Origin of the sequence: Bacillus sp. BS98 (assembly GCF_008432245.1) — a bacterium.
In the GTDB taxonomy this organism is placed as follows: domain Bacteria; phylum Bacillota; class Bacilli; order Bacillales; family Bacillaceae_G; genus Bacillus_A; species Bacillus_A toyonensis.
Map to the genome: position 1 here is coordinate 5,016,774 of NZ_CP043830.1, position 25,851 is coordinate 5,042,624.

Here is a 25,851-nt window from a genome sequence, read left to right on the forward strand (position 1 = left end):
TGTAAGGGGAGTCTCCCTTATTTGTTCATTACGATGAAAGCAATAACTACACCGATGATTGGAAGTGCCTCAACTAAAGCAACCCCGATGAACATAATTGTTTGAAGTGCGCCTTTTAATTCTGGTTGACGAGCAACACCTTCGATTGTACGTGATACGATAAGACCGTTACCAATACCTGCACCTAATGCTGATAAACCAATTGCAATTGCAGCTGCGATTACACCTAAACTCATTTAATTTGTCCTCCTTTGTATTATAAAAAAATAAATTTTTTCTTACTTAAATTATATTAATGGTCATGGCTTACTTTATGAGCCATATAAACCATCGTTAACATAACGAAAATAAATGACTGGATTGATCCAACGAATACACTGAATCCCATCCATGCTAACATCGGTACAAGCGCACCTAATGCTCCAAGAACTGATGCTCCGCCTAACTTAGCAAGTAATCCTAACAGGATTTCACCTGCATAAATGTTACCGAACAAACGAAGACCTAACGTTAATGTGTTAGCAAACTCCTCAATAACCTTTAATGGGAATAAGAATTTCATAGGTTGGAAATAACCTTTAACGTATTCTTTCGTACCCTTCATCTTAATTCCATAATAATGGGTGAGGGTAACTACCATCACGGCTAATGTTAATGTAACTGCTGGATCAGACGTTGGTGATCTCCACCATGCAATATGTTCGCCAGCCTCAACTGTTGAATACATGAATGGTAAACCAAGGAAGTTCGATACGATGATAAACATGATAAGCGTAACGCCAAGCGTTAAGAAACGTCCACCTGTTTTCCAGTCCATCGTACTATTGATAATCCCTTTCACGAAGTCAAACACCCATTCCATGAAATTTTGCATTCCTGTTGGGCGAAGAGCTAAGCTGCGAGTTCCTATAACTGCGATTAAGAAAACAATAACTGCTGCTACAGTAACCATCATAACTGATGACAAATCGAACGTTAAACCTAGAAATTCAACTAATTTACCGTGTTCCACTAGTAATTCACCTCTCTTCCCTGCTCTTATACTCTAAATAAAGAAAATCTATGATCATGACAAGATATCCTGTCAGCAATCCTACACCTAAGCCCCACATCGCAATTAACTCTTGATATTTGGCTGCAAATAAAATTAATAACCCAATTGTCGCGAATCTCGAATATGTACTTACCGCTGTTGCCTTAAACTTCACGTTTTCTCCATTCGTTACGCGATCTAACAGCTTGTCTGTTCTACGTGCAATGATGCGCAAACTAAGAAAACTGAAAATCGTTCCGATAATCAGCCCAAGAAATACATCCTTGTAAGAGGTGAATCCCCATCCTAGCACTAGAAGCGCAAGCAAGTAGTACATATATTTCTTTTGTCTTTGGACAAGTCCATGTACGTCTATCATCATTGCTCTCCCGAATAGTAATGTCGAATGAGTCGAATCATTGCGTATACCCCTGTTCCTAATCCTAGTAATAAACCTATAATAAGAAACAATGGAAACGTTCCAACCTTATTATCAATCCACTGCCCACCAAAGATTCCAATAAGAATAGAACCGACTAATTGAGCAAGAATTCCTGACATTAAAGCATAAGCTTTTATATGGCTGCGGTCGTTTTTTTGCAAGGATTCATCCCTCCAATATGTAACCCTCATTCACGATGTGTTAATAATAACTCATTTTTTTGCATAAATCCTATACAAAATAAAAAGTTTACATTTTCGTCACGGAATAGATGTATTTTTGTCACTGAAAGCCCTACCATCTATCCCCGTTGTTAGCATACAATAGGGTATTAACAGTGTCAACGAGAAATCGTAAAAAATCAAAAAATTTGAGTATTAGGCATTTCCTCCCAAAAATGAAAACGTTCCCCTTCTAAATACTGGTTAGAGATATGCAATTTCTAACAGTTTTCTCTTTATAATAGAAGGAAATGTTCACAAGTTTGTCACTATTATATTTTTAAGATATAACGCTTTCCTTCCATAATATAGTGCTCCTTAGACGTAAGACTTCTATATTATATGTGTTGTGTATGCAACTTATGTTGTATACACGTTGCATATTTATCCCCCTCCCCTGCCTGCATACCCGGGACAAAAAAAGACGAGTAGGGAATTCCCTCTCGTCAGTTGTCTTACTTCGTTCCGAATAAACGGTCACCAGCATCACCAAGACCTGGCACTACATAACCGTGGTCATTTAACTTTTCATCTAATGCTGCTACATAAATATCAACATCAGGATGCTCTTCTTGTACTACTTTTACTCCTTCTGGAGCAGCTACGATACACATTAATTTAATTTGTTTCGCACCGCGTTTTTTCAGAGAGTTAATTGCTTCAGCTGCAGAACCACCTGTTGCTAGCATCGGATCTAGTACGATAAAGTCACGCTCTTCTACATCCGTTGGAAGTTTCACATAGTATTCTACCGGTTGCAATGTTTCAGGGTCACGGTATAAACCAACGTGTCCTACTTTTGCTGCTGGAATTAATTTCAGAATTCCATCAACCATTCCTAAACCTGCACGTAAAATCGGAATTAAACCAAGTTTTTTACCAGCGATCACTTTTGTTGTCGCTTTACTTACAGGCGTTTCAATTTCAATGTCTTTAAGTGGAAGGTCGCGAGTAATTTCGAAAGCCATTAAGCTTGCTACTTCGTCCACTAATTCACGAAAATCTTTCGTACCTGTATTCTTATCGCGAATATATGTAATCTTATGTTGAATTAACGGGTGATCAAATACATACAGTTTTCCCATGTGAATCTCTCCTTTAGATGATATTCATGCGTTTGCACGCTTTTTTACACTATTTACGATTGTAAAGAAAACGCTACTAATATTCAAGGGCAAATTTGGCAAAATCATGATTTTACGATGAATCTATCTAGTATCTTTACCAATAATGGGAGCTGTATCCTTCATTATATCGCCAAAATTTATTCATCATTTGTATACATACTTTAAAAACAATATATGTCCTCAAAAAAAACTGCTAAAACAAGTACGTTTCAGCAGTCTTTTTCAATCTATTATAGATCTGTATACATTGGGAATTTGCTCGTTAACGCTTCTACACGCTTACGTGCTTCTTCTAATGCAGCTTCATTTTCATGATTTTTTAATGTATAAGCAATAAGTGCAGCAATTTCATCCATGTCTTCTAAACCGAAACCACGAGATGTTACAGCTGCCGTACCGATACGTACGCCACTTGTTACAAATGGGCTTGCTGTTTCAAATGGGATTGTATTTTTGTTCACTGTAATACCAACTTCATCTAATACGTGCTCCGCTACTTTACCTGTGATTTCTAAATTACGAACATCAATCAAGATTAAGTGATTGTCTGTTCCACCAGAAACAAGTGTAAGTCCTTCTTTTTGAAGGCCTTCAGCTAAGCGGTTCGCATTATTAATGATATTTTGTGCATATGTTTTAAAGTCATCTTGAAGCACCTCACCAAATGCAACAGCTTTTGCAGCGATTACATGCATAAGTGGGCCACCTTGAATACCAGGGAAGATTGATTTATCAATTTGTTTTGCAAATTGCTCTTCACATAAAATCATACCACCTCGTGGACCACGTAATGTTTTATGTGTTGTTGTTGTAACGAAATGTGCATGTGGTACTGGGTTTGGATGTAAACCAGCAGCTACTAAACCAGCGATATGTGCCATATCAACCATTAAGTATGCGCCCACTTCATCTGCAATCTCACGGAATCGTTTGAAATCGATAACACGAGGGTATGCACTTGCACCTGCTACGATTAATTTTGGTTTATGTTCTTTCGCTTTTGCTAATACATCATCGTAATTAATACGGTGAGAGTCAGCATCCACGCCATATTCTACGAAATTATATTGTACTCCACTGAAGTTAACAGGGCTTCCGTGTGTTAAGTGACCACCATGAGATAAATTCATACCAAGTACTGTATCGCCTTGCTCTAGAATTGTGAAATATACTGCCATGTTCGCTTGTGCACCAGAATGTGGTTGAACATTTACGTGCTCTGCACCGAAAATTTCTTTTACGCGATCACGTGCGATATCTTCTACTACGTCTACGTGTTCACAACCACCGTAGTAACGTTTTCCAGGATATCCTTCAGCATACTTATTCGTTAAAACAGAACCTTGCGCCTCCATTACTGCTTCACTTACGAAGTTCTCCGAAGCGATTAACTCAATCTTTGAACGCTGTCTTCCTAGTTCTGCCTCAATTGCAGCAAATACCTTTTCATCTTGACGTTTTAAATGATCCACCAAAATCCCCCTTTTCTGAACGAATTACATCAATTCCCAACAGTTTTTTCTTATTTATTCAGAAAAAACGAAAATTCAGGTTGTAATTCTTTCGAACCTTCATGTTTTCAACTACATTCTAACATGACTTTCTATATCATAAAAGAAAAAAAAGACCGAAAATCGGTCTTTTCTTTCTTCTATTATAAAGTCAGACAACATACCTTTTATCCTATGATGAAAAGCTGCTATATGACTTCTTCATTTTTCGCATTTAACGGCAAGTAATCGTTTCTTCCTCCGCTGCATAAACAGCACGTGCTCCACCTATTAGTTTTCCACGTGTTTTCACCATCGTTACATGTGCATTTCCAATTTCCTTCACACTTGTACGAACTGGAACAGCTACATGCTTTAAATGCATACCAATAAATGTATCACCAATATCCATTCCAGCATCCGCTTTAATAAATTCAACTACTACCGGATCTTTCAAATTGTGATACGCATATGTCCCCAATGCACCACCTGCTGATCTAACAGGCGTAACTGTTACAATTTCAAATTGATATTTCATCGCTACTTCTCTCTCAACTACTAAAGCACGGTTTAAATGCTCGCAACATTGGAACGCTAACGCAATACCTGTTTGCTCTTGAAATTGTTTTAACTCAGAAAAAATCGCCTCTGCTACTTCCATCGTTCCTGATGTTCCAATTCTTTCTCCTAGCACTTCGCTCGTGCTACACCCCACTACAAAAATTTGACCACTTTGCAATGAAGCTTGTTCTTGGAAATCAGAAAGCGATATTTGTAGCTGTTCTCTTACCTTTACGATTTCTGTCATTACGCCTCTTCCTTTCACAGGTTGGTTCACCAAATTATATTTCACACTACTGATAGTTAGAATCTATTACTTTGTTTCGTATGTTTTAATTTTTCCCACGCGGTTTTCGTGACGGCCACCTTCATAGTCAGTTGTTAACCAAATTTTTGCGATATCACGCGCTAGACCAGCACCAATTACACGCTCGCCCATTGCTAGCATGTTAGTGTCATTATGCTCTCTCGTTGCTTTCGCACTGAAAGTATCATGAACTAACGCACAACGAATACCGTTTACTTTGTTTGCCGCGATTGACATACCGATGCCTGTCCCACAAACTAAAATACCACGATCAACTTCACCATTTGCTACCATTTCCGCTGCTGGAAATGCAAAATCAGGGTAATCAACTGAACCAGCTTCACATTCACAACCTAAATCAATATATTCAATATTTAATTCTTCTAATAAACTTACAAGTTCTTTACGGATATTCATACCGCCGTGATCAGATGCTATTACTACTTTCATTTTTACCCCTCCAAAGTTTCAATCAATTATCTTCATTTCACATTCGCTACCTCAATAGGACGAAGTGATCTCCAATATCGTATTATACACGAAACATCAACCCTCTGAATGTTTTTTCAGTAAAGTTTGTACAAGTTTTTCCATCTCATCTAACGTTTCTTTATAAATAGAAAGCGATCCTCCAAAAGGATCTGAAATGTCTTTACCTATACCTTCAGTTAGTCCATATAATGTATTCAACTTCTTTTCAACACTCGGATAGTGACCAAGTACAATTTGCTTATGATTTTCCGTCATCGTTACGACAATATCAGCCCAATCAAGCAAAGCTTCATTTACCTGCTGCGCGGCATGATCGATTGAAATTCCTTTTTCAGCTAAAGCTTCCTTCGCATATATCGATGCATCGCTTCCAGGATAGGCGAAAACACCAGCAGATTGCACTTCAAACTTATCTCCTCCATGATGACGAAGTAACGCCTCAGCCATCGGACTACGACATGTATTGCCAGTGCAAACAAATAACACTCGTTTCATCCAAACCCACCCCTTATATTGTATCTTTTCCCTTTAATAATAGCTTACATTAGGATGGAACAAAAGAAATGTGAATATACAAAAGGCGCATTTTTCTAAGAAAAATGCGCCTATCCACATATATGTGAAACCCTATTTCCAAGTGCCTAGAGTATTTTAACATACCTACTAAACATACAACAAAAAATAAGGAATCCATTTCATATGAAACGGATTCCTTTTATACAACAATTATTTCATTGTAACTTTCATTACTTCTGTTGAACCTTTTGTAGCTGTTACACCTACAGTTGTCTTAATAGACTCAGCTGCATCTGTGTTTGTAATAACGATTGGAGTAATCGTGCTTTTCGCTTTTTCACGGATTAATTCTAAGTCGAATGAGATTAATTTATCTCCAGCTTTTACAGCTTGTCCTTCAGAAACGTGAGCTTCGAAACCTTCACCTTCCATTTTTACAGTTTCTAATCCAACGTGGATTAAAATTTCTGTACCGTTTTTCGCTTTAATTCCGATAGCATGTTTCGTGTGGAATAATTGTACGATTTCACCATCAACTGGAGATACAACTACACCTTCAGTAGGATCGATTGCAACACCGTCACCCATCATACGACCAGCGAATACTGGATCTGGTACTTCTTCAATATTTTTCACTGCTCCAGTTAATGGAGCTACAATTGTTTCTTCATTTGTTTTTGAACCAAGACCGAATAATTTTTTAAACATAGGATAGTCCTCCTTATAATTTACCTAAAAGTTTATAGGGCAATCCCTAGTAAAGCTCGGGATACATGTAAGACTTCATACTTCGAATATTATACTGTAAAAACGCTTTCGAAATAAATTACGTCATTACTAATAGACTCTTATTGTAGCGCTTCACAAAATTCCAGTCAATTCTGATTGTCTGAATAACAATAAGAAGTTAACTTCTACTTATATTTTCTCTTTTTTCGCCCAACTTGTCTAGAGGTCTTTACTACATTTTATTTTTTGTCGTTAATTTGTAAAATTTAATTCAAACTTTTTTCGAAATTCACTTGACTAAAGTAAGTAACTATTTTATTATTACTTACATAAGGTAAGTTAATAAACTTTCAGGAGGTTTTCAAAAATGATGGATTTCGGTCTTCTTATTATTCGTCTTATTATAGGAATTACATTCATGGGTCATGGTGCTCAAAAATTATTCGGTTGGTTCGGTGGTTATGGCTTAAAAGGAACAGGCGGTTGGATGGAATCAATCGGTTTACGCCCTGGTGTATTTATGGCATTTATGGCTGGTGCAACTGAATTACTAGGTGGTTTCTTATTCGCATCAGGTATTTTCACTGTAATTGGTTCATTATTTATCGTTGGAACAATGTTAATGGCAATCTTCACTGTTCACGGAAAAAATGGTTACTGGGTAACACAAGACGGATTTGAATATAATTTAATGTTAATCGCTGTCGCTGTTGGTGTCGCTTTAATCGGGCCTGGCGCATACGTTTTACTTTAATATTTATCTCAATTTCAAGATGTTTACTTAAAAAGAGATTACTTCAGTATAATTGAGGTAATCTCTTTTTTACATCATTAAAAAAATATTATTTCCAGCAGGAGTTTCCCACTAACATCTTGTAAACAAACAATAAGTCGTCATATTCAGAAGGGAGATTTTAAACATGTTATCAATTAATCCAAATGAACAAACGGAAAAAGAGAATTACAAATTATTAACGGGCAGCATTATTCCACGTCCCGTCGCATTCGTTACTTCTATAACAAAAGACGGTGTATTAAATGGAGCGCCTTATAGTTATTTCAATATTGTTGCTGCTAATCCACCACTTATTTCAGTTTCTGTACAACGAAAAGCAGGAACACCGAAAGATACTTCCCGAAACGCAATGGAACAAGGAGAGTTTGTTGTACATATTTCTGACGAATCTTACATAGAAGCGATTAATGAAACAGCAGCTAACCTTCCGCCAAACGAGAGTGAAATCGAACTAGCAAAACTAACACCAATTAAAAGTGACGTCATCTCTGTTCCAGGTGTGAAAGAAGCGAACATTCGAATGGAATGCGTACTAGAACGCGCAATCCCTCTTGGCGGAACGGAAGACTCACCAGCTTGCGATCTACTAATCGGACGCATCGTTCGTTTCCACGTCGCAGAACACCTATACGAAAAAGGCCGCATTCACGCAGAAGGACTAAAACCAGTAAGCCGTCTAGCAGGACACAACTATGCAAAATTAGGAGAACAATTTGAATTGGTGAGGCCAGTTTAAAAGCGGAAGCGGCTCGCTCAGAATGGGAGGGGGATGGAGCTTCTGACGTAGAGGCGCTTTTTGCCTCGTAGGAAGATGCGAAGCCACCGACCATTCTAGCCGCTGGAGCTGGATATATCTAAAAGCGAAGGTAACTTAATTACCTCCATCACTCAAACATAAAATCCCCTGCTAAATAGCAGGGGATTTTATCATTGTAATTCTTCCTTCTTTTCCTCTAAAGCAGGCAATTTCTCTTTTTTCGGTTTCCCAAGCTTAATTACTAAGAAATATAGGGAAAGCAATGTAATAAGAAAAACAATTAAAAAAGGGTATGGAGAATAAAAAGTACGCGCTGCCTCAGTCTTTCCGGCAACAAACTTCAATGACTCAATATCTAAAAACTCAGCAAACATTTGTACACCGAGCATACTAAACCAAAAAACAAAAAAACTAATAATAATACCAAAAACTTGCTTCAATCTCGTCATTCATCTCATCCTTTCTATATCTGTAATTTTTAGTGCAATAAATATAGTACAAACAAAATATGCACAGAAAGGAACCATCTCACCATTCACGAATTAACTTAATCCAACCTAACATCGAAATTTGCAAAATAATACCCCAAATTATAAGTCTTCTTAGCCACCGAGGAAAGAAGGTTAAAAACTTAACATACCATTCCAATAGCGTGTTCATAATTCCCTCCTACATAAAATTATATAGGAAAAAGGATATATAATCCAAATCCAACCAGAATGATACCACCTACTATCTCACCATATGTACCGAGTATACCTTTCGCATGTCTACCAATTAATAAACCAAACCACGCTAATAACATGCTAATAAATCCAAAAAGTAATATTGTAATAATCGTCTGTGCTCCGTAAATACCAAGACTAAGGCCTACCGAAAAGCTATCTATACTGACGCCAAATGCAAATACAAATAAACTAATTCCAATAGGAGCTGTTCTAGTCTCTTCGTTTTCTAAAATAGACGAATATACGATATAAAACCCTAGACCAATTAATAAAATAGCACCTGCAAAATGTGCAATGTCCCCATACTTCTCTGATAAAAAACGACCTAATACCATTCCTATAAATGGCATGATTATATGAAAAATCCCTATCGTCATACCGATATACAGGATTTGTCTTAACTTTAAGGTCATCATCCCCATACCAAGACTCACCGAGAACGCATCCATCCCTAAGGCGAATGCCATAATTATTAAAGGTATTAGCTGTTCAAACGTCATTCATGTCCCTCCTCGGACGTGCTACTTCAAAATATGCTTATCCGAGGAGAAATATTCTGTTTGCTAATCGTACATTATCATTCAGTAATAATATGATGTCCTGCTGCTTTTGTTAAGCGATTCATTATTGCATTCCCTATTCCGTCATTCGGGAACGACTCACTAAAAATAACATCCACTTCACTTGCATCGAACGTTCTAAGTACATCATATAATTTGGTCGCAACACTAGCTAAATCACTTCGCATACCACAAGATAATACGACATCTGCACTATATACATGCTGATATTCTTCTGTCGTTAATACACCTACTTTAAATCCTTCATCCTTCTTCTTATCCACAAGACGCTGAATAAACTCACGTGATCCTTCAACAATACTAAGTGGCGCTTTCGGTGCATAATGTGTATATTTCATTCCAGGTGATTTCGGTTTTTCCTTCTCGTCCTTTAAAGCTGGATCTAAAGAAACAGTACCTATTACTGCTTCCAATTGTTCTTTCGTAATCCCGCCTGGACGTAAAATTGTTGGAATCTCACTTGTACAATCGATTACAGTTGATTCAACGCCTACTCCCGTTGCCCCACCATCAACAATACCTGCAATCTTTCCATTTAAATCTTCATATACGTGAGAAGCTAACGTTGGGCTTGGACGCCCTGAACGATTCGCACTCGGTGCTGCAACCGGTACATTCGCCTCCTCAATAAGAGCGAGCGCTACTGGATGATCCGGCATTCTTACTCCAACCGTATTAAGACCTGCCGTCACCTTCTCAGAAATACCTTCTTTTCTTGGCAAAATAATCGTTAATGGTCCTGGCCAAAAGTGTTCCATTAACTTCTCCGCAACCGGCGGAATTTCATTTACAATCCCATCTAACTGAGATTTTGTACCTATGTGAACAATAAGTGGATTATCACTTGGTCTCCCTTTTGCTTCAAAAATTTTCGCAATTGCTTCATCATTCATCGCGTTTGCACCTAGCCCATATACCGTTTCCGTAGGGAAGGCAACCGCTTCGTTTTCTCTTAATAGTCTTGCTGCTTCTTGTAACTGTGGATAATATTTTTTTCTTTCCACAACATTATCCACAACCCACATATTTGTGTGCATTTTTTTCCACGTCCTTTTCTACCCTGAAATACTTGTCTATTTTTAGTTTACTATGAGATTTATCCAAAAGACAAACAAGGTTTATCCACAAAATGTGGATAAACCTAATTAATCCGTGGATAACTTTGTGAATAGCTGACAATTTAGTATTATTGCATTCGGCTCTTTTATATTTTTACAAAAGTGTTCTAGCTGTCGAATTCCCTCTGACACTTTCTCTCTCTCTATAGTGACAAAGTCAAAAAACTGAAAGATTGTTATAGATTGTGGATGATTTGTTAGTAAGTACAATTGTCGAATATTTTTTTCTTTCATATACTGCAAAAACATTTCGAAAAAATATAAGAAAGTCTGTTTATCCACATGAGGTGTGAATAAACAAGAACGAATAAGTGCATTTTCTTCACTTTGTTCATATCCAATTACAGCTCGTATTTCTTCCGCCTCTTCCAAAATCATAAATTGTGCGTATAACTCATTTATTTTATCATCTTTTTTATTAGCTTGTCCGAAAAAAGAATGTAATCTTTCTACATCCTCTTTCGTAGCAAAATACACTTTCTTCATAATAAATCCCTCCTCATCTTTATATATGAGAAGAGACTTGTTAATAGTACTATTTAGAAAATAAAGATGTAAAAGCTTCTACAATAAATAATTTAACTTCTGGCTTTTTTTCTTCCTCTTCTACTTGTACATACTCATTTTGTTTTTCTTGCTTTTTCTCCACAGGATTCTCTACTTTTTCCACTGTTTTTGTTTCTTCTTTACTTACAGGCTGTTCTTCTACTTTTATTTCATTTTTTACTACTTTCTTTTCAGAAGCTGTTACCTTTTTTGCTACTTCCTGTTTTACAACTTTCTTTTCCTTCACCTTATCCTCTTCTATCTTTGGTGAATCGACTATATCCCCTTCAGCTTGTTCCACTTGATCTTCTTCAGGAGATTCAGCCTTCACAACATGCTCTTCTTTTCTTACAGCTGTACCACTTGAAAAATCTAAGAAACACATTGGAGGAAATAACACACACCACCAATTCGCCCCTTCACCTTTTCCAATTGTAATGAGTACCGCTTCATATTCTCCTGCTGGATAAATAAAATTCCCATATACCTTTGTAGGAAACTTTACATTCTTACCAAATTTCACTTGGAATGACTCTGTACTGCCTTCCTTTTTTAGCGTGTTTTTCACTGTTTTTTCGATTTCTGGAATATGACTTTGAATTACCTTTCGCGCCTCTTCAAATGACGTTAAATCTGCTACCCATCCATCAATTTGCGCTTTTACTTCATCGCGTACTTTACGCTTTAACGCCTGATCTTTATCTGAATCACTATTTGCTAAAATTCTTAATCGAACGGCCTCTTTCGGAATAACAGAAGGCCCTTTCGCATCAGCTTTCATATATCCAAACTGCACAAGTAACTGTGCACCAATTAATAATAGAAGAAGATAAGCAATAACTTGTTTTTTCATTTCCTCCACCGTCCCCTCTACAAACAGTGTGGACAGACTTTCATCTTTCTAAACTATTAAATTCAAAATCTATATGAATTTTCCCCACAAAAAAAATAGAGTAAGGTGTGAACCTTACTCCATCTCTGCAAATACCATACGATCTTTTCCGTTAATATCAAAAACAACTTCAACATGAGCATGCGGAAAGGCTTGTTGTAACAATTCCTTTACATCCTCACCTTGCCCTACTCCAATTTCAAATGCCACAATTGCTTTCTTCTGCAACACGTTCGGCAATTCTTCCATAAAACGGCGATAGAAATCTAATCCATCTTCACCGCCAACAAGTGCTCTCTTTGGTTCATGCTCTTTCACAACAGGAGAAAGACCACGCCAATCCTCTTCTGGTATATATGGAGGGTTTGAAACGACAACATCTAACTTTTGATCTATTTTATAAAATGGTGACAATAAATCACCGTGATAGAACGTTACTTCTGCACCCAAAGATTTTGCATTTTCTTTTGCAACTTCAATCGATTCTCTTGCAATATCTACCGTATACACATGAAGATTTTTATTTTCTAAAGCGAGTGTAATAGAAATTGCTCCACTACCTGTACCAATATCCGCTACATGAAGTTTCTCATTACCAAAGTGACGCTCAATTCGCTCTAGCACTCCTACTATAAGCTCTTCCGTTTCAGGCCTTGGTATTAATACCTCTTCATTCACAAAAAACGAGCGTCCATAAAACATTTCATAACCGAGCATATATTGGATTGGAATACCTTTCACGTGCTTGTGGATAAATTCTACAAAACTTTTCTCTTGTTCCGCGGTTATCTCTTCACGCATATTCATGAGCATTCCTGTTCTGTTCGTCTTTAATACATGACAAAGGACAAGTTCTCCCGCATTTTCATCTCGTCCATTTTCCTGTAAAAAAGAAGAAGCCCATTTCAGGGCTTCATAGACACGCATTACTCAGCTGCCTCCATCTTTTGCGCCTGATCTTCCATCACTAAGGCATTGATGAAATCATCTAACTTACCTTGTAGGATTTGATCTAGCTTTTGAATCGTTAAGCCGATTCGATGGTCAGTTACACGGTTTTGCGGGAAGTTATACGTACGAATACGCTCTGAACGGTCTCCCGTACCAACAGCTTGTTTACGATTTTGATCGTACTCAGCTTGCGCTTCTTGTCTGAATTTATCATAAACACGTGCACGTAATACTTTCATTGCTTTTTCTTTATTCTTAATCTGTGATTTCTCATCCTGACAAGATACAACTACACCAGTCGGTAAATGCGTTAAACGTACCGCTGACATCGTTGTATTAACGCTCTGTCCACCAGGACCACTAGAAGCAAATGTATCAACACGAACATCTTTTTCATGAATAGTAATTTCTACTTCTTCTGCCTCTGGTAATACAGCTACAGTTGCTGTAGATGTATGAATACGTCCACCAGATTCCGTTTCAGGAACACGTTGTACACGGTGAGCACCATTCTCGAATTTCAGCTTCGCGAAAGCACCTTTACCGTTAATCATAAAGATAATCTCTTTATATCCACCTAACTCTGTATAGCTCGCTTCGATAATTTCAGTTTTCCAACCTTGCACCTCAGCATAACGGCTATACATACGATATAAATCACCCGCAAATAAAGCTGCCTCATCACCACCAGCAGCACCACGAACCTCCACGATAACGTTTTTATCATCATTAGGGTCTTTTGGAACAAGTAAAATTTTCAGACGTTCTGATAATGTTTTCTCTTGTCCTTCTAATTCAGAGACTTCTTCCTTAACCATTTCACGCATATCAGCGTCTAACTTATCTTCTAACATTGCTTTTGCATCTCGTAATTGCTCACGAACATCTTTATACTCACGGTACACCTCTACCGTTTCTTGCATATCAGATTGTTCTTTTGAATACTCACGAAGCTTATTTGTATCGCTAATAACCTCTGGGTCACTTAACAATTCATTTAACTTCTCATAACGATCTTCTACAGCTTGCAAACGATCTAACACATCATTCACCTCTACATCCTAGTATCTAATACAAATAGTATATGGTACTTACTCAAAAAAACGCAAATTATATTTAAAAGCGCAAGCGGCTTGCACCACTCATTCTCTCTATTTTGAAAAAAACCCGCCCTACAAAGCGAGTTTTACTTATTTTTGTTTGCAGGAACTGCATGACAATGACGACAACGTGGTTCGTACGATTCTGAAGCTCCAACTAAAATAATCGGATCATTAAATGCCGCCGGCTCTCCATCAATTAATCGTTGTGTACGACTTGCCGGAGATCCACATGTAGAACATACTGCTTGCAGTTTTGTTACGTGTTCAGCAATCGCCATCAGCTGAGGAACTTGTCCAAATGGTAGACCACGGAAATCTTGGTCTAAACCAGCTACAATGACACGATAGCCACGATTTGCCAATACTTGCACCACTTCCACAATGTCCCCATCAAAAAATTGCACCTCATCGATTGCAATAACATCCAACTCTTCTGTAATATGTTCAAATATATCCTTTGAAGCTGAAACAGGAACTGCTTTTACCTTTAATCCGTTATGTGATACAACATCTTCTTCACTATAACGATTATCAATACATGGTTTAAATACAATTGCATGTTGTTTCGCAAATTGCGTGCGGCGCACACGGCGGATTAGCTCTTCTGATTTACCAGAAAACATACTACCGCAAATCACTTCAATCCAGCCATTTTGATTTATTAAGTACATGAAGCTCTCCTTTCATCTACTTTTTAGTTAAAAGTAGGGTAAAGGTATAATATTTTCGCAAAAAAAACAGACAAGCGAATACATACACTTGCCTGTTTTATGTTTTTATTACTTGATACCGTATTTCTTATTGAAGCGATCAACGCGTCCGTCTGCAGTAGCAAACTTCTGACGTCCAGTGTAGAATGGGTGAGAATCAGAACTGATCTCAACTTTTAGTAATGGATAAGTGTTACCATCTTCCCACTCAACAGTTTCGCTAGAGCCTTTAGTAGACCCGCTTAAGAATTTGAAGCCTGTGTTTGTGTCCATGAATACAACTTTCTTGTAATCTGGGTGAATTCCTGCTTTCATTCTTTTCATCTCCTTCCGCCCTGAATCATTTTCGAAACAGAGTTTTTCATCTTCAGCTGCATACACAACTATATTGATGAAACACATATGATGAAATTATAACAAGGCTAACTTCATTTTGCAACTACCTGTTTTTGTCTTTTTAAATTAAAAGTGGAGACGGCTCGTTCAGCTCTGACTGGCTAAGGTTCTCTCGCACAAAAGGTGCTCTTTACCTTTAGTGCGGGAGGTTCTTAGACACGAAGAGCTAGCCGTCGGAACTAGATACAATTTAAAAGCATAAGCGGCTCGTTCAGAATCCAGGACACTTCAAACTCTCGACCTTGAAGCGCCTTTTGCTTCGAGAGAGTGAAATGACCGGAGATTCTAGCCGCTGGAGCTGGATATTATCTTAAAGTGGAGGTGGCTTGCTTAGCTCTGGCTAAGGTTCTTTCGCCCTAAAGGTGCTTTTTACCTTTCGGGCGGAAGGTTCTTAGATGCGAAGAGCTAGCCGCCCGAACTGGATACAATTTAAAAGCGCAAGCGGCTCGTTCAGCTCTGACTGGCTAAGGTTCTCCCACTTACTTCTCCCTTTAACATCACCTAAAAAACATAAAAAAACTCGCTTACTACGAAATAAGCGAGTCCCAATCTTTTCCCTTTACTTAGTTGTTACATACCTTTTCGAGTCTGCAACAATGTTTTGTAAAAATTCTTCATTTGTCTTTGTTTGACGAAGTTTACGTAAGAAACCTTCAACGAAGTCTGGTGTATCACGCATTGTTTTACGAATACCCCACAACTTGTCTAAATGCTCTTTCGGAATTAATAGATCTTCTTTACGCGTACCAGAGCGACGAATATCAATCGCTGGGAAGATACGACGCTCAGCTAATGAGCGATCTAAGTGAAGTTCCATATTTCCAGTTCCTTTAAATTCCTCGTAAATTACATCGTCCATACGAGACCCTGTATCAACGAGCGCTGTTGCTAAAATCGTTAAGCTACCGCCCTCTTCAATATTACGCGCAGCCCCAAAGAAACGCTTCGGTCTATGGAAAGCCGCTGGGTCGATACCACCCGATAATGTTCTACCACTTGGCGGAATAACGAGGTTGTAAGCTCGCGCTAAACGGGTAATACTATCCATTAAAATGATAACGTCTTTTTTGTGCTCTACAAGACGCATTGCACGTTCTAACACAAGTTCAGCTACTTTAATATGATTTTCTGGTACTTCATCAAAAGTAGAACTTACAACATCGCCCTTAACAGAACGTTCAATGTCTGTTACTTCCTCTGGACGCTCATCAATTAGAAGCACAATTAATTCTGCTTCTGGATGATTTGTTGTAACACTGTGTGCAATTTCTTTTAATAGACTTGTTTTACCCGCCTTTGGAGGCGCAACAATTAAACCACGTTGTCCAAATCCAACTGGTGCGATTAAATCCATGATGCGTGTCGGTAACTTTTTCGGTTCCGTTTCCAATTTCATTTGGCGATCTGGGTATAATGGTGTTAATGCAGGGAAATGCACACGCTCTTTGGCTGACTCTGGATCATCTCCGTTTACAGCTTCAACTTGTAATAATCCAAAATAGCGTTCATTTTCTTTCGGAGGTCGTACTTTACCAGAAACCTTATCTCCATTACGTAAATCGAAACGACGAATTTGCGAAGCTGAGATATAAATATCTTCTGAGCTTGGAGAATAGTTGATAGGACGTAGGAATCCAAATCCTTCTGATTGAATAATTTCTAATACGCCTTCCATGAAAAAGAAACCTTCTTTTTCTGCTCGAGCTTTTAAAATGGCGAAGATTAATTCTTTTTTCGTTAATTTGCTATAATACGAAATCTTAAATTCTTTCGCAAGCTCGTATAACTCTTTTAATTTCATGTTTTCTAATGCTGCAATTGACAAATTCATTCAGACACCACACTTTAACGTTATTCTCTTTTCACATGGGTAAAGGGAAAAAATACGGAAGGCAAATAATTAATAATGAAAGGCAATAAGTTCAAGTAGGGTAATATTCACTATTGTAACCCTTTTATCTAGTTTTAATCAATACGTTGGGACACAAATACAATAAGCGAAGACAAGAAAATTTGTCTTCGCTTATTATTTAATCTAGTTTTAACAACTAGAATGGTCGGTAGCTTTGCTTCTTCCATTCTGAACGAGCCGCTTGCACTTTTTATTTAATAACCAAGTTCGGTTTTTTATTTAAACTATGGCGTCCGTCTACGAAACGTACTGTACCTGATTTTGCACGCATAACAAGAGATTGTGTTGTTCCAACGCTACCTTTAAATTGAACGCCTCGTAGCAATTCTCCGTCTGTTACACCTGTTGCTGCAAAGATTGCATCGTCACCCTTTACTAAGTCTTCCATACGAAGGATACGATTTATATCTTCAATACCCATTTTTTTACAACGAGCTAATTCAGCTTCATTTTGAGGAAGAAGCTTTCCGTGGATTTCTCCACCTAAACATTTTAATGCGACAGCTGCTAATACTCCTTCAGGAGCCCCACCAGAACCGAATAAAATATCTACACCTGTACGGTCAAATGCTGTATTGATTGCTCCAGCTACATCTCCATCGTTAATCAATTTAATACGAGCACCAGCTTTACGAATTTCTTCGATAATTGCTTGATGACGTGGACGGTTTAAAACTGTTGCTACAACATCTTCAATATCCTTGTTTTTTGCTTTCGCAACTGCACGTAAGTTATCAATAATAGGTGCATCAATATCAACGGCTCCAACTGCTTCTGGACCAACCGCGATTTTATCCATGTACATGTCAGGAGCATGTAACAAATTACCATGATCTGCAATTGCAATAACGGCAAGTGCATTCCATCCGCCAGCTGCTACAATGTTTGTCCCTTCTAAAGGATCAACTGCAACGTCTACGCGCGGGCCATACCCTGTACCTAATTTCTCTCCGATATACAGCATTGGCGCTTCATCCATCTCACCTTCACCAATTACAACTGTACCTTTCATCGGAATTGTATCAAATACATCACGCATAGCAGACGTTGCTGCACCGTCTGCTTCATCCTTTTTCCCGCGTCCCATCCAACGCGCTGATGATAATGCTGCAGCCTCTGTTACACGTACTAACTCCATAGATAAACTTCTTTCCACGATAATCCCTCTCCTTTAAGCCTTTATACTTCTGCCGTATTTTGTGAACTTTATTTTTCTATAAAGTGTACTTCCGCAAATAGTGATACTTCGCTCCCCACTTGCGGAAGTATCACTTATGCGTTCTTCATCTCTTCAATTTCTTGCTCTGTCATTTGTTCTCGCCAAATGTTTGCACCAAGCCCTTTAAGCTTGTCTACTATATTTTCATAACCTCGATCAATATGCTCAAGTCCGGTTACTTCTGTAATTCCATCCGCCATTAATCCTGCAATAACAAGCGAAGCCCCAGCTCGTAAGTCACTCGCCTTTACTTTTGCACCTTGTAATAAAACAGGACCAGTTACAATTGCCGAACGACCTTCTACTTTAATTTGTGCATTCATACGACGTAATTCATCAATATGTTTGAAACGAGCACCGTAAATTGTATCCGTTACAACTCCCGTCCCGTGCGCCTTTGTTAAAAGCGTCGTAAACGGCTGTTGTAAATCTGTTGCGAAACCTGGATATACAAGCGTTTTTATATCAACTACTTTTAACCTTCTATTACCGTTCACTGTAATTTGATCATCGTTCGTTTCAACTTGAACACCAGCTTCTCTTAGCTTTGCAGTAACTGACTCTAAATGCTGAGGAATAACATTATCAACTGTTACTTCTCCTCCTGATGCCGCTCCTAAAATCATATACGTACCAGCCTCAATACGATCTGGAATGATAGTATGGTGACAACCATGCAGTGAGTCCACACCATCAATTCGGATTACATCTGTACCAGCACCTTTAATGCGTGCTCCCATGCTTGTTAACAATGTAGCTACATCAATAATCTCGGGTTCTTTCGCTGCATTTTCAATAACAGTTCTACCTTTTGCTCGGACAGCTGCTAGCATAATATTAATCGTAGCCCCTACACTAACAACGTCTAAATAAATACGCGCCCCGCGCAATTCATCTGCTCTTAAATAGATAGCACCTTGTTCATTCGTAACATGTGCACCTAACGCTTCAAACCCTTTAATATGCTGATCAATCGGCCTCGGTCCTAAATGACATCCACCTGGAAGCCCAATAACAGCTTTTTTAAAACGACCAAGCATCGCACCCATTAAATAATAAGAAGCACGCAACTTTTTCACTTTTCCATTTGGTAAAGGCATCGCAACCATGTTAGAAGGATCGACTACCATCTCTTCCTCCTGCCCATATGTTACTTTCCCTCCAATTTCCTCTAGTAAGTCTCCTAACATTTTCACGTCCGAAATATTAGGAACTCCACCAATGGTTACTGGAGTATCTGCTAAAATTGTCGCTGGAATTAGTGCAACAGCGCTGTTTTTCGCACCACTCACTCGAATTGTTCCATTTAAAGCTCTTCCGCCTTCAATTAGCAATTTTTCCATATTGAGCTCCCTTCTTGTGAATGTATTTACCTTCTAAATTCTTTATAAAAAGAATTAGAAGATTCCCCTTAAGAATCTCAATCACTCTTTCCATCCCAAAACTCAATAAATAGGAAACCATTATCTCCATTTCTCCTATATTCCGAATAGATAAAGATTAACTATTCATCGAGCAAAATTTATCAATTTAGATACGTTATCACATTTATTAATAGGACTATGCACATTATTTTCTATTTCAAAAACGAAATGATAAAAATCTTTAGACTTGTTCACGCTTTCATTATACAACGAAAGGAAACCGTCTAAAAGACTAGACGGTTTCCAAAACGGAATTTTATTCTTACGCTTTACCGTTAGAACCGAATTCGCGAATTTTACCAGCAACAGTTGCTTTGATAGCTTCGCGGCCAGGTCCAATATATTTACGAGGATCGTAAACTTCTTGATCTTTGTTTAATGCTTCACGAACAGCTTTTGTAAACTCAATTTGGTTCTCAGTGTTTACGTTAATTTTTGAAGTACCTAAAGAAATAGCTTTTACGATATCAGCAGTTGGGATACCAGTACCACCGTGTAATACTAAAGGTACGCCAGTGAAGTCGCGAACTTGCTCCATTTCTGCGAATCCTAAGTTAGGCTCACCTTTGTAAGGACCGTGTACAGAACCTAAAGCTGGAGCTAGGCAGTCGATGCCAGTTGCTTCAACAAGGTGCTTACACTCTGCAGGATCAGCGTAAATTACGCCTTCAGCGATGATATCATCTTCTTGTCCGCCAACTGTTCCAAGCTCAGCTTCAACAGATACGTTACGAGCGTGTGCGTATTCTACCACTTTTTTAGTAGTTTCAACGTTTTCTTCGAATGGGTGGTGAGAAGCGTCAATCATTACAGATGTGAAACCTGCATCGATTGCTTCTTTACATTTTTCGAAGCTTGAACCATGGTCAAGGTGAATCGCTACAGGAACAGTAATGTTCATTTCTTCGATTAAAGCTTTAACCATAGCTACAACTGTTTTGAAACCAGTCATATGACGAGCTGCACCCTCAGATACACCTAGGATTACAGGAGATTTTTCTTCTTCCGCAGCAGCTAAGATAGCTTGAGTCCACTCTAAGTTGTTCATGTTGAATTGACCAACTGCGTATTTTCCTTCTAGTGCTTTGTTTAGCATTTCTTTCATAGAAACTAAAGGCATGGTGAATCCTCCTAAAAAACGTTTTTTGTATCCGATAAATTCTTATCGCTGGTAGTATGACCAGAATAAGGTAAAATATGTATATTTACATACCGGACTTTTTTCTACACTCAATAGGATAACAACTTGTACTCAAAAACTCAACTGTATTCACCTGCTCAATAGTCCATGTAAACGCTTTTTTCCATATTTTTTATAAAAAATTCATTTTTTACGCCTCTACAGCAAGCTCATTTCTCACCGCTTGACGAATTTCATCAATATCAAATGGTTTAGCAAAGTGCATTAAAGCTCCTAAATCTTTTGCCTCTTGGATCATATCAAGCTCTCCATAAGCAGTCATTAAAATTACTTTAATACTCTCATCAATTTCTTTTACATGCTTTAAAATCTCTATACCATCCATACCTGGAATTTTCATATCTAACACAACTAAATCTGGATTATCTTTTTTCACGATATCTAAAGCTTGAAATCCATTCGCTGCTTGGAACGTCTGATAACCTTCTTTTTGGAACACTTCATGTAATAACACACGAATGCCATATTGATCATCAACGATTAAAATTTTCCCTTCCATAACTCCCAACCTTTCTGTATAAATACAAGATTTAAAGCTTCTTATATCTTAACGATTTATTTTCGCTATTCTTTGGCAAATTCCTTCCTATTCTTTCTTATTTTACCGTTTCCTTTTTTGTTATGCTACCCTACGATTTCACCTTTCTAAAAAAATACACTATAATGAAAGCCGGCGAACACGTACGAAGGGAGTAACATTATGTTAAAAATTTTTTCGACTCAATTAAGTGGTTATTTCTCCAGAGTTTCTCAAAAAGAGGAAATGAATATAGAAGATAGCGCTCGTCTACTTGCTCAAGCATTAGTTGGCGATGGCTTCATTTATTTACATGGTACAAATGAAATGGATGGTGTCGTTGCTGAAGCACTATTCGGTGCTGAACCAATGCAGCAAGCGAAACGTTTATTTGAAAATGATAAAGAAGCAGAAGTAACTTCTGCAGACCGTGTACTTCTTATTAGCCGTTTTTCAACAGATGAAGAAGCGGTAAGTATTGCAAAAAAACTTCAAGAAGAAGGCCACTCTATCGTTGGAATCTCTGCTATTCAAGAAGGTATTGAATCACTGGAACAATATACAGATGTACATATTGATACAAAGCTGTTAAAAGGTCTTATTCCAGACGATGAAGGTAATCGCTACGGATTCCCAAGTTTAATGATAGCCTTATTTGCTTATCACGGATTGAAATTTACAATTGATGAAATGTTAAACGAATATTAAAAAAAGCGCCCTATTTCAGGCGCTTTTTTATTACTTGCTCTCTTTATTCGTAATAGAAGCACTTACGAAATCATGGAACAATGGTTGTGGACGGTTTGGACGAGATACAAGTTCTGGGTGGAACTGTGCTGCCACGAACCAAGGATGATCTTTTAATTCAATGATTTCAACTAGGCGACCGTCTGGGCTTGTACCAGAGAATACAAATCCTGCTTTTTCCATATCCGGACGGAATTGATTGTTGAACTCATAACGATGACGATGACGCTCATATACAACCGGCTCACTGTAAGCTCTATAAGCATTCGTTTCTTCAGAAAGCTTACATGGGTATAGACCAAGACGAAGTGTACCACCTAAGTCTTCTACATCTTTTTGCTCTGGTAATAAGTCGATGATTGCATAAGGTGTGTCAGGATTAATTTCAGAAGAGTTAGCTCCTTCTAATCCTAATACGTTACGTGCAAATTCGATTGATGCAAGTTGCATACCTAAGCAAATTCCTAAGAATGGAACTTTGTTTTCACGAGCATATTGAATTGCAACGATTTTACCTTCTACACCACGATCTCCAAAACCACCTGGCACAAGAATACCATCTGTGTCACCAACTAATTCTTTTACGTTCTCTGCTGTTACGTGCTCAGCGTTTACCCATTTCACTTCTACATCTGTGTCGAATGAATAACCCGCATGACGAAGTGCTTCTACAACAGAAATATATGCATCTTGAAGCTCTACGTATTTACCAACAAGAGCGATTTTTGTTTTCTTAGAAAGGTTACGTACTTTATCAACTAGCGCAGTCCACTCTGTCATATCTGCAGCTGGATTGTCTAATTTTAAGTGATCGCAAACGATTTGGTCCATGTTTTGCTCTTGAAGAGATAATGGAACCGCGTATAAAGTATCTGCATCGCGTGCTTCGATAACTGCTTTTGTATCGATGTCACAGAATAATGCAAGCTTGTCTTTCATATCTTGAGAAACAGGCAGTTCTGTACGAACAACGATAATATTTGGTTGAATACCTAAGCTACGAAGCTCTTTAACGCTATGTTGCGTTGGTTTTGTTTTCATTTCACCCGCTGCTTTTAAGTACGGGATTAACGTACAATGAATGTACATTACATTGTCACGACCGATGTCGCTCTTAATTTGACGGATTGCTTCTAAGAATGGTAGAGACTCGATATCACCAACAGTTCCACCGATTTCTGTAATAACAACGTCCGCATTTGTTTCGCGACCAGAACGATATACACGTTCTTTAATTTCGTTAGTAATGTGAGGAATAACTTGAACTGTTCCTCCTAGATATTCACCACGACGCTCTTTTTGAAGAACTGAAGAGTAAATTTTACCTGTTGTTACGTTGCTGTATTTGTTTAAGTTGATGTCGATAAAACGTTCATAGTGACCAAGGTCTAAGTCCGTTTCTGCACCATCATCTGTTACGAATACCTCACCGTGTTGGTATGGGCTCATAGTCCCTGGGTCTACGTTAATGTACGGATCAAACTTTTGAATCGTTACGTTTAAACCACGATTTTTTAAAAGTCTTCCAAGAGATGCTGCTGTAATACCTTTACCTAAAGACGATACTACACCGCCTGTTACAAAAATATACTTAGTCATGAAAAAGCTCCCTTCTACCTTGTTGTTATATAATCACCGTTGCAAAGCGCAACGTATGTAGATAACACTGTATCTATCTTATTGTTAGACTCTTTTTGTATTCTAAACAAAAAACAAAAAAGAAAATTGCTCCCCTCATCACAAAAAGTAACAAGTAGGGAGCAATTTTCTTTTATATTTACACTTTAAAAGTATTATCGTCCTTTTTTAAAGAGCCCAAAAATGATTCTACATGGACGATAATGAAAAGTCAAGAACTACAGTTCTTCCTCTTCTTCTTCAGTTTCATCATACTCAAGTTCTTCTTCAGCGAAGTCATCTTCATCATCTTCATCTAAATCATCAAGATCATCGTCATCTCCGTCTTCTTCTTCAAGAACCTTGTCCAAATCTTCTACTTCTTCTTCTTCCTCTACATTTCCGTCTGCATCGTCGAAGTCATCTTCGTCTTCCATGTAGTCGTCAAAACCGTCCTCTTCAACTTTACGTTTCTTCTTCGGTTTTGGCTGAGGCAGAATTTCTTCATCGATTTGCTCATATGGGTACCAGCTACGTAGTCCCCAACGATTTTCTCCTAAATTAATGAAGCGTCCATCGATGTTTAAATCTGTATAAAATTGTGCGAGTTTCGCATTAACTTGCTCTTGAGATAGTCCCAGCACTTGAGCGATTTCTTTAACCAACTCGTTGAATGTCGTTGCTTGTCTTTTATCCCCTAAAACGCTATGTACAACTTCAATCATTGAACATTCTTTTAGCTCTTCTGGTGAATATTGCTTAAAATTCACTTATGCGGCACTTCCTTTCATCAAATATAACCTTATATATAACGGTCTGCTTAAAAAAATCCATACTATTCATTATAAACAAAAGTCGCACAAATATGCTACAAAAAAAACGGGAAACTTTTATCCCGCTATTTGCGAGCAGTAAAACTCCCGCCTCAACATTCGGCTGGAGCAAAGAAGTTAGGCGGAAGCCCCGCTACCTGTAAACGCCTGATTTGTGAAGGCTACTAATCGGCTTTGGATGAACATCCTCACTTTATATGGTAATAAAATTATAATTTGTCCATTCCTTACTTCGGAAGCATATGCGCCCCTTGCAACACATACCTAATTTGCATTTCTGTATATTCTTCGAGCGTATACAGTTTTTGCAGCGCCCAACGTCTAAATCCCCACATCTGTCCTTGTATGAAAATGTTATGCGCAAGAAGCTGTATTTCTTTTTTATTTAATATAAATGTTCCATTTTCTGTACATTGTTCTAAAATATTCTCAAACATTCCTACCATTTGAAACTCTTTCTCTAGTACGTATGGGAGTGATTCTTTCGGTAAAAACCGTACTTCTTGATACATGATTAATACTTCTTCTTGCAATTCGTCCATCACTTTAAAGTAATTTGTTATCGCTATTTTTAAACTGTCTATACTTCCCTTCTCCGTGCATACTACTTCCTCTAATCGTTCTTTTACATGTTCATAAATACTATCACAAACTAAATATAACACGTCATCTTTCGTACGAATGTATTCATATAGTGTTCCGATACTAAATCCAGCCGCTTTTGCAATCTCTCTCGTTGTTGTACGCGGGAATCCTTTTTGCTTAAACAGTTGCACCGCACCTTTAATCATTTGTTCACGCCTTAACGCAACTAATTTTTCATCTTTTACTGACGCATGCACATTATGTTTAACCATCCCCTTCACCTCTCTCTATTATTTTTTG

At 38.0% G+C, this 25,851-nt stretch carries 32 protein-coding genes; 3 read left to right on the plus strand and 29 right to left on the minus strand.

Annotated elements, in window-relative coordinates:
• Positions 1–17 precede the first annotated feature (17 nt).
• The 11 genes from atpE to F0362_RS26225 form a co-directional block, all read right to left on the minus strand.
• Positions 18–236, minus strand: a complete 219-nt coding sequence (gene atpE / locus F0362_RS26175; RefSeq protein ID WP_000052064.1) for a F0F1 ATP synthase subunit C — start codon at positions 234–236, stop codon at positions 18–20.
• Between the two features lie 56 nt (positions 237–292).
• Positions 293–1,012 (minus strand): F0F1 ATP synthase subunit A, encoded by a 720-nt coding sequence (gene atpB / locus F0362_RS26180; RefSeq protein WP_000399876.1) that lies wholly within the window; start codon positions 1,010–1,012, stop codon positions 293–295.
• Positions 1,013–1,019: 7 nt separating this feature from the next.
• Positions 1,020–1,412 carry an ATP synthase subunit I gene (locus F0362_RS26185; RefSeq protein WP_000567600.1) on the minus strand — a complete coding sequence of 131 codons (393 nt, stop codon included), beginning with the start codon at positions 1,410–1,412 and terminating at the stop codon, positions 1,020–1,022.
• Positions 1,412–1,636: an AtpZ/AtpI family protein gene (locus tag F0362_RS26190; protein WP_001171219.1), complete on the minus strand. Its 225-nt coding sequence runs from the start codon at positions 1,634–1,636 to the stop codon at positions 1,412–1,414. Before F0362_RS26190 ends, F0362_RS26185 begins: the two co-directional genes overlap by 1 nt.
• Before the next feature lie 26 nt (positions 1,637–1,662).
• A complete protein-coding gene (locus tag F0362_RS26195; protein ID WP_000232961.1) occupies positions 1,663–1,776 on the minus strand; it encodes a DUF4024 domain-containing protein in 114 nt (37 codons plus the stop codon).
• A 375-nt stretch (positions 1,777–2,151) separates the two neighbouring features.
• The gene (gene upp / locus F0362_RS26200) at positions 2,152–2,781 is read right to left on the minus strand and encodes a uracil phosphoribosyltransferase (protein WP_000517536.1); all 630 of its coding nucleotides are present in this window, start codon (positions 2,779–2,781) and stop codon (positions 2,152–2,154) included.
• A gap of 272 nt (positions 2,782–3,053) precedes the next feature.
• Positions 3,054–4,295 (minus strand): serine hydroxymethyltransferase, encoded by a 1,242-nt coding sequence (glyA, locus tag F0362_RS26205; protein WP_000349812.1) that lies wholly within the window; start codon positions 4,293–4,295, stop codon positions 3,054–3,056.
• 253 nt (positions 4,296–4,548) lie between these two features.
• Positions 4,549–5,121, minus strand: coding sequence for a TIGR01440 family protein (locus F0362_RS26210; protein WP_098141879.1), 573 nt, complete (start codon positions 5,119–5,121; stop codon positions 4,549–4,551).
• Positions 5,122–5,187: 66 nt separating this feature from the next.
• Complete coding sequence (gene rpiB, locus F0362_RS26215; protein WP_000869542.1) at positions 5,188–5,631, minus strand: ribose 5-phosphate isomerase B; 444 nt, start codon at positions 5,629–5,631, stop codon at positions 5,188–5,190.
• Positions 5,632–5,727: 96 nt separating this feature from the next.
• Entirely contained in the window at positions 5,728–6,168 is a 441-nt protein-coding gene (locus tag F0362_RS26220) for a low molecular weight protein arginine phosphatase (RefSeq protein ID WP_000832365.1), read from the minus strand.
• A 231-nt stretch (positions 6,169–6,399) separates the two neighbouring features.
• Positions 6,400–6,897 carry a PTS sugar transporter subunit IIA gene (locus F0362_RS26225; RefSeq protein WP_000473666.1) on the minus strand — a complete coding sequence of 166 codons (498 nt, stop codon included), beginning with the start codon at positions 6,895–6,897 and terminating at the stop codon, positions 6,400–6,402.
• Positions 6,898–7,285: 388 nt separating this feature from the next.
• Between F0362_RS26225 and F0362_RS26230 the strand changes: the two genes are divergently transcribed.
• Both F0362_RS26230 and F0362_RS26235 read left to right on the plus strand, forming a co-directional pair.
• Positions 7,286–7,672 carry a DoxX family protein gene (locus F0362_RS26230; protein ID WP_000968621.1) on the plus strand — a complete coding sequence of 129 codons (387 nt, stop codon included), beginning with the start codon at positions 7,286–7,288 and terminating at the stop codon, positions 7,670–7,672.
• Between the two features lie 166 nt (positions 7,673–7,838).
• On the plus strand, positions 7,839–8,450 hold the full coding sequence (locus F0362_RS26235; RefSeq protein ID WP_000949060.1) for a flavin reductase family protein: 612 nt from the start codon (positions 7,839–7,841) through the stop codon (positions 8,448–8,450).
• Between the two features lie 191 nt (positions 8,451–8,641).
• On the opposite strand, the gene F0362_RS26240 is transcribed toward F0362_RS26235, so the two are convergent.
• The 15 genes from F0362_RS26240 to spo0F form a co-directional block, all read right to left on the minus strand.
• On the minus strand, positions 8,642–8,920 hold the full coding sequence (locus F0362_RS26240) for a DUF3935 domain-containing protein (protein ID WP_000197482.1): 279 nt from the start codon (positions 8,918–8,920) through the stop codon (positions 8,642–8,644).
• A gap of 79 nt (positions 8,921–8,999) precedes the next feature.
• Positions 9,000–9,131: a hypothetical protein gene (locus tag F0362_RS31275; RefSeq protein ID WP_001094286.1), complete on the minus strand. Its 132-nt coding sequence runs from the start codon at positions 9,129–9,131 to the stop codon at positions 9,000–9,002.
• A 19-nt stretch (positions 9,132–9,150) separates the two neighbouring features.
• A complete protein-coding gene (locus tag F0362_RS26245; protein WP_000142481.1) occupies positions 9,151–9,699 on the minus strand; it encodes a manganese efflux pump MntP in 549 nt (182 codons plus the stop codon).
• A 77-nt stretch (positions 9,700–9,776) separates the two neighbouring features.
• On the minus strand, positions 9,777–10,817 hold the full coding sequence (locus F0362_RS26250; protein ID WP_000557365.1) for an L-threonylcarbamoyladenylate synthase: 1,041 nt from the start codon (positions 10,815–10,817) through the stop codon (positions 9,777–9,779).
• Positions 10,818–10,925: 108 nt separating this feature from the next.
• The gene (locus F0362_RS26255; protein ID WP_149890046.1) at positions 10,926–11,384 is read right to left on the minus strand and encodes a GNAT family N-acetyltransferase; all 459 of its coding nucleotides are present in this window, start codon (positions 11,382–11,384) and stop codon (positions 10,926–10,928) included.
• A gap of 49 nt (positions 11,385–11,433) precedes the next feature.
• Positions 11,434–12,297, minus strand: coding sequence for a stage II sporulation protein R (gene spoIIR / locus F0362_RS26260; RefSeq protein ID WP_000745080.1), 864 nt, complete (start codon positions 12,295–12,297; stop codon positions 11,434–11,436).
• A gap of 114 nt (positions 12,298–12,411) precedes the next feature.
• Positions 12,412–13,263 carry a peptide chain release factor N(5)-glutamine methyltransferase gene (gene prmC / locus F0362_RS26265; RefSeq protein WP_001267074.1) on the minus strand — a complete coding sequence of 284 codons (852 nt, stop codon included), beginning with the start codon at positions 13,261–13,263 and terminating at the stop codon, positions 12,412–12,414.
• Entirely contained in the window at positions 13,263–14,330 is a 1,068-nt protein-coding gene (prfA, locus tag F0362_RS26270; protein ID WP_000887062.1) for a peptide chain release factor 1, read from the minus strand. The genes prmC and prfA overlap by 1 nt, the downstream gene beginning before the upstream one ends.
• A gap of 143 nt (positions 14,331–14,473) precedes the next feature.
• Positions 14,474–15,061 carry a thymidine kinase gene (locus F0362_RS26275; protein ID WP_000280856.1) on the minus strand — a complete coding sequence of 196 codons (588 nt, stop codon included), beginning with the start codon at positions 15,059–15,061 and terminating at the stop codon, positions 14,474–14,476.
• A gap of 108 nt (positions 15,062–15,169) precedes the next feature.
• A complete protein-coding gene (locus F0362_RS26280) occupies positions 15,170–15,415 on the minus strand; it encodes a type B 50S ribosomal protein L31 (RefSeq protein ID WP_000643435.1) in 246 nt (81 codons plus the stop codon).
• A gap of 640 nt (positions 15,416–16,055) precedes the next feature.
• Entirely contained in the window at positions 16,056–17,327 is a 1,272-nt protein-coding gene (gene rho / locus F0362_RS26285) for a transcription termination factor Rho (protein ID WP_001053898.1), read from the minus strand.
• A 271-nt stretch (positions 17,328–17,598) separates the two neighbouring features.
• Positions 17,599–18,564 carry a class II fructose-bisphosphatase gene (gene glpX / locus F0362_RS26290; protein WP_000442336.1) on the minus strand — a complete coding sequence of 322 codons (966 nt, stop codon included), beginning with the start codon at positions 18,562–18,564 and terminating at the stop codon, positions 17,599–17,601.
• Positions 18,565–18,680: 116 nt separating this feature from the next.
• Complete coding sequence (gene murA / locus F0362_RS26295; protein WP_000413255.1) at positions 18,681–19,970, minus strand: UDP-N-acetylglucosamine 1-carboxyvinyltransferase; 1,290 nt, start codon at positions 19,968–19,970, stop codon at positions 18,681–18,683.
• 343 nt (positions 19,971–20,313) lie between these two features.
• On the minus strand, positions 20,314–21,171 hold the full coding sequence (locus F0362_RS26305) for a class II fructose-bisphosphate aldolase (protein WP_001131849.1): 858 nt from the start codon (positions 21,169–21,171) through the stop codon (positions 20,314–20,316).
• Positions 21,172–21,382: 211 nt separating this feature from the next.
• On the minus strand, positions 21,383–21,751 hold the full coding sequence (gene spo0F / locus F0362_RS26310) for a sporulation initiation phosphotransferase Spo0F (RefSeq protein WP_000398594.1): 369 nt from the start codon (positions 21,749–21,751) through the stop codon (positions 21,383–21,385).
• Positions 21,752–21,952: 201 nt separating this feature from the next.
• Here spo0F and F0362_RS26315 point away from each other — a divergent pair, with 201 nt between their 5' ends.
• On the plus strand, positions 21,953–22,477 hold the full coding sequence (locus tag F0362_RS26315; RefSeq protein ID WP_000912396.1) for a DUF2529 domain-containing protein: 525 nt from the start codon (positions 21,953–21,955) through the stop codon (positions 22,475–22,477).
• Between the two features lie 30 nt (positions 22,478–22,507).
• Here the strand turns inward: F0362_RS26315 and pyrG are convergent, their stop codons facing one another.
• The 3 genes from pyrG to F0362_RS26330 all read right to left on the minus strand — a co-directional run bounded on the left by pyrG (position 22,508) and on the right by F0362_RS26330 (position 25,823).
• Entirely contained in the window at positions 22,508–24,115 is a 1,608-nt protein-coding gene (gene pyrG / locus F0362_RS26320; protein WP_000170441.1) for a CTP synthase, read from the minus strand.
• A 257-nt stretch (positions 24,116–24,372) separates the two neighbouring features.
• Positions 24,373–24,903, minus strand: coding sequence for a DNA-directed RNA polymerase subunit delta (rpoE, locus tag F0362_RS26325; protein ID WP_001009769.1), 531 nt, complete (start codon positions 24,901–24,903; stop codon positions 24,373–24,375).
• A 290-nt stretch (positions 24,904–25,193) separates the two neighbouring features.
• A complete protein-coding gene (locus F0362_RS26330; RefSeq protein WP_000238592.1) occupies positions 25,194–25,823 on the minus strand; it encodes a TetR/AcrR family transcriptional regulator in 630 nt (209 codons plus the stop codon).
• Positions 25,824–25,851: the final 28 nt, after the last annotated feature.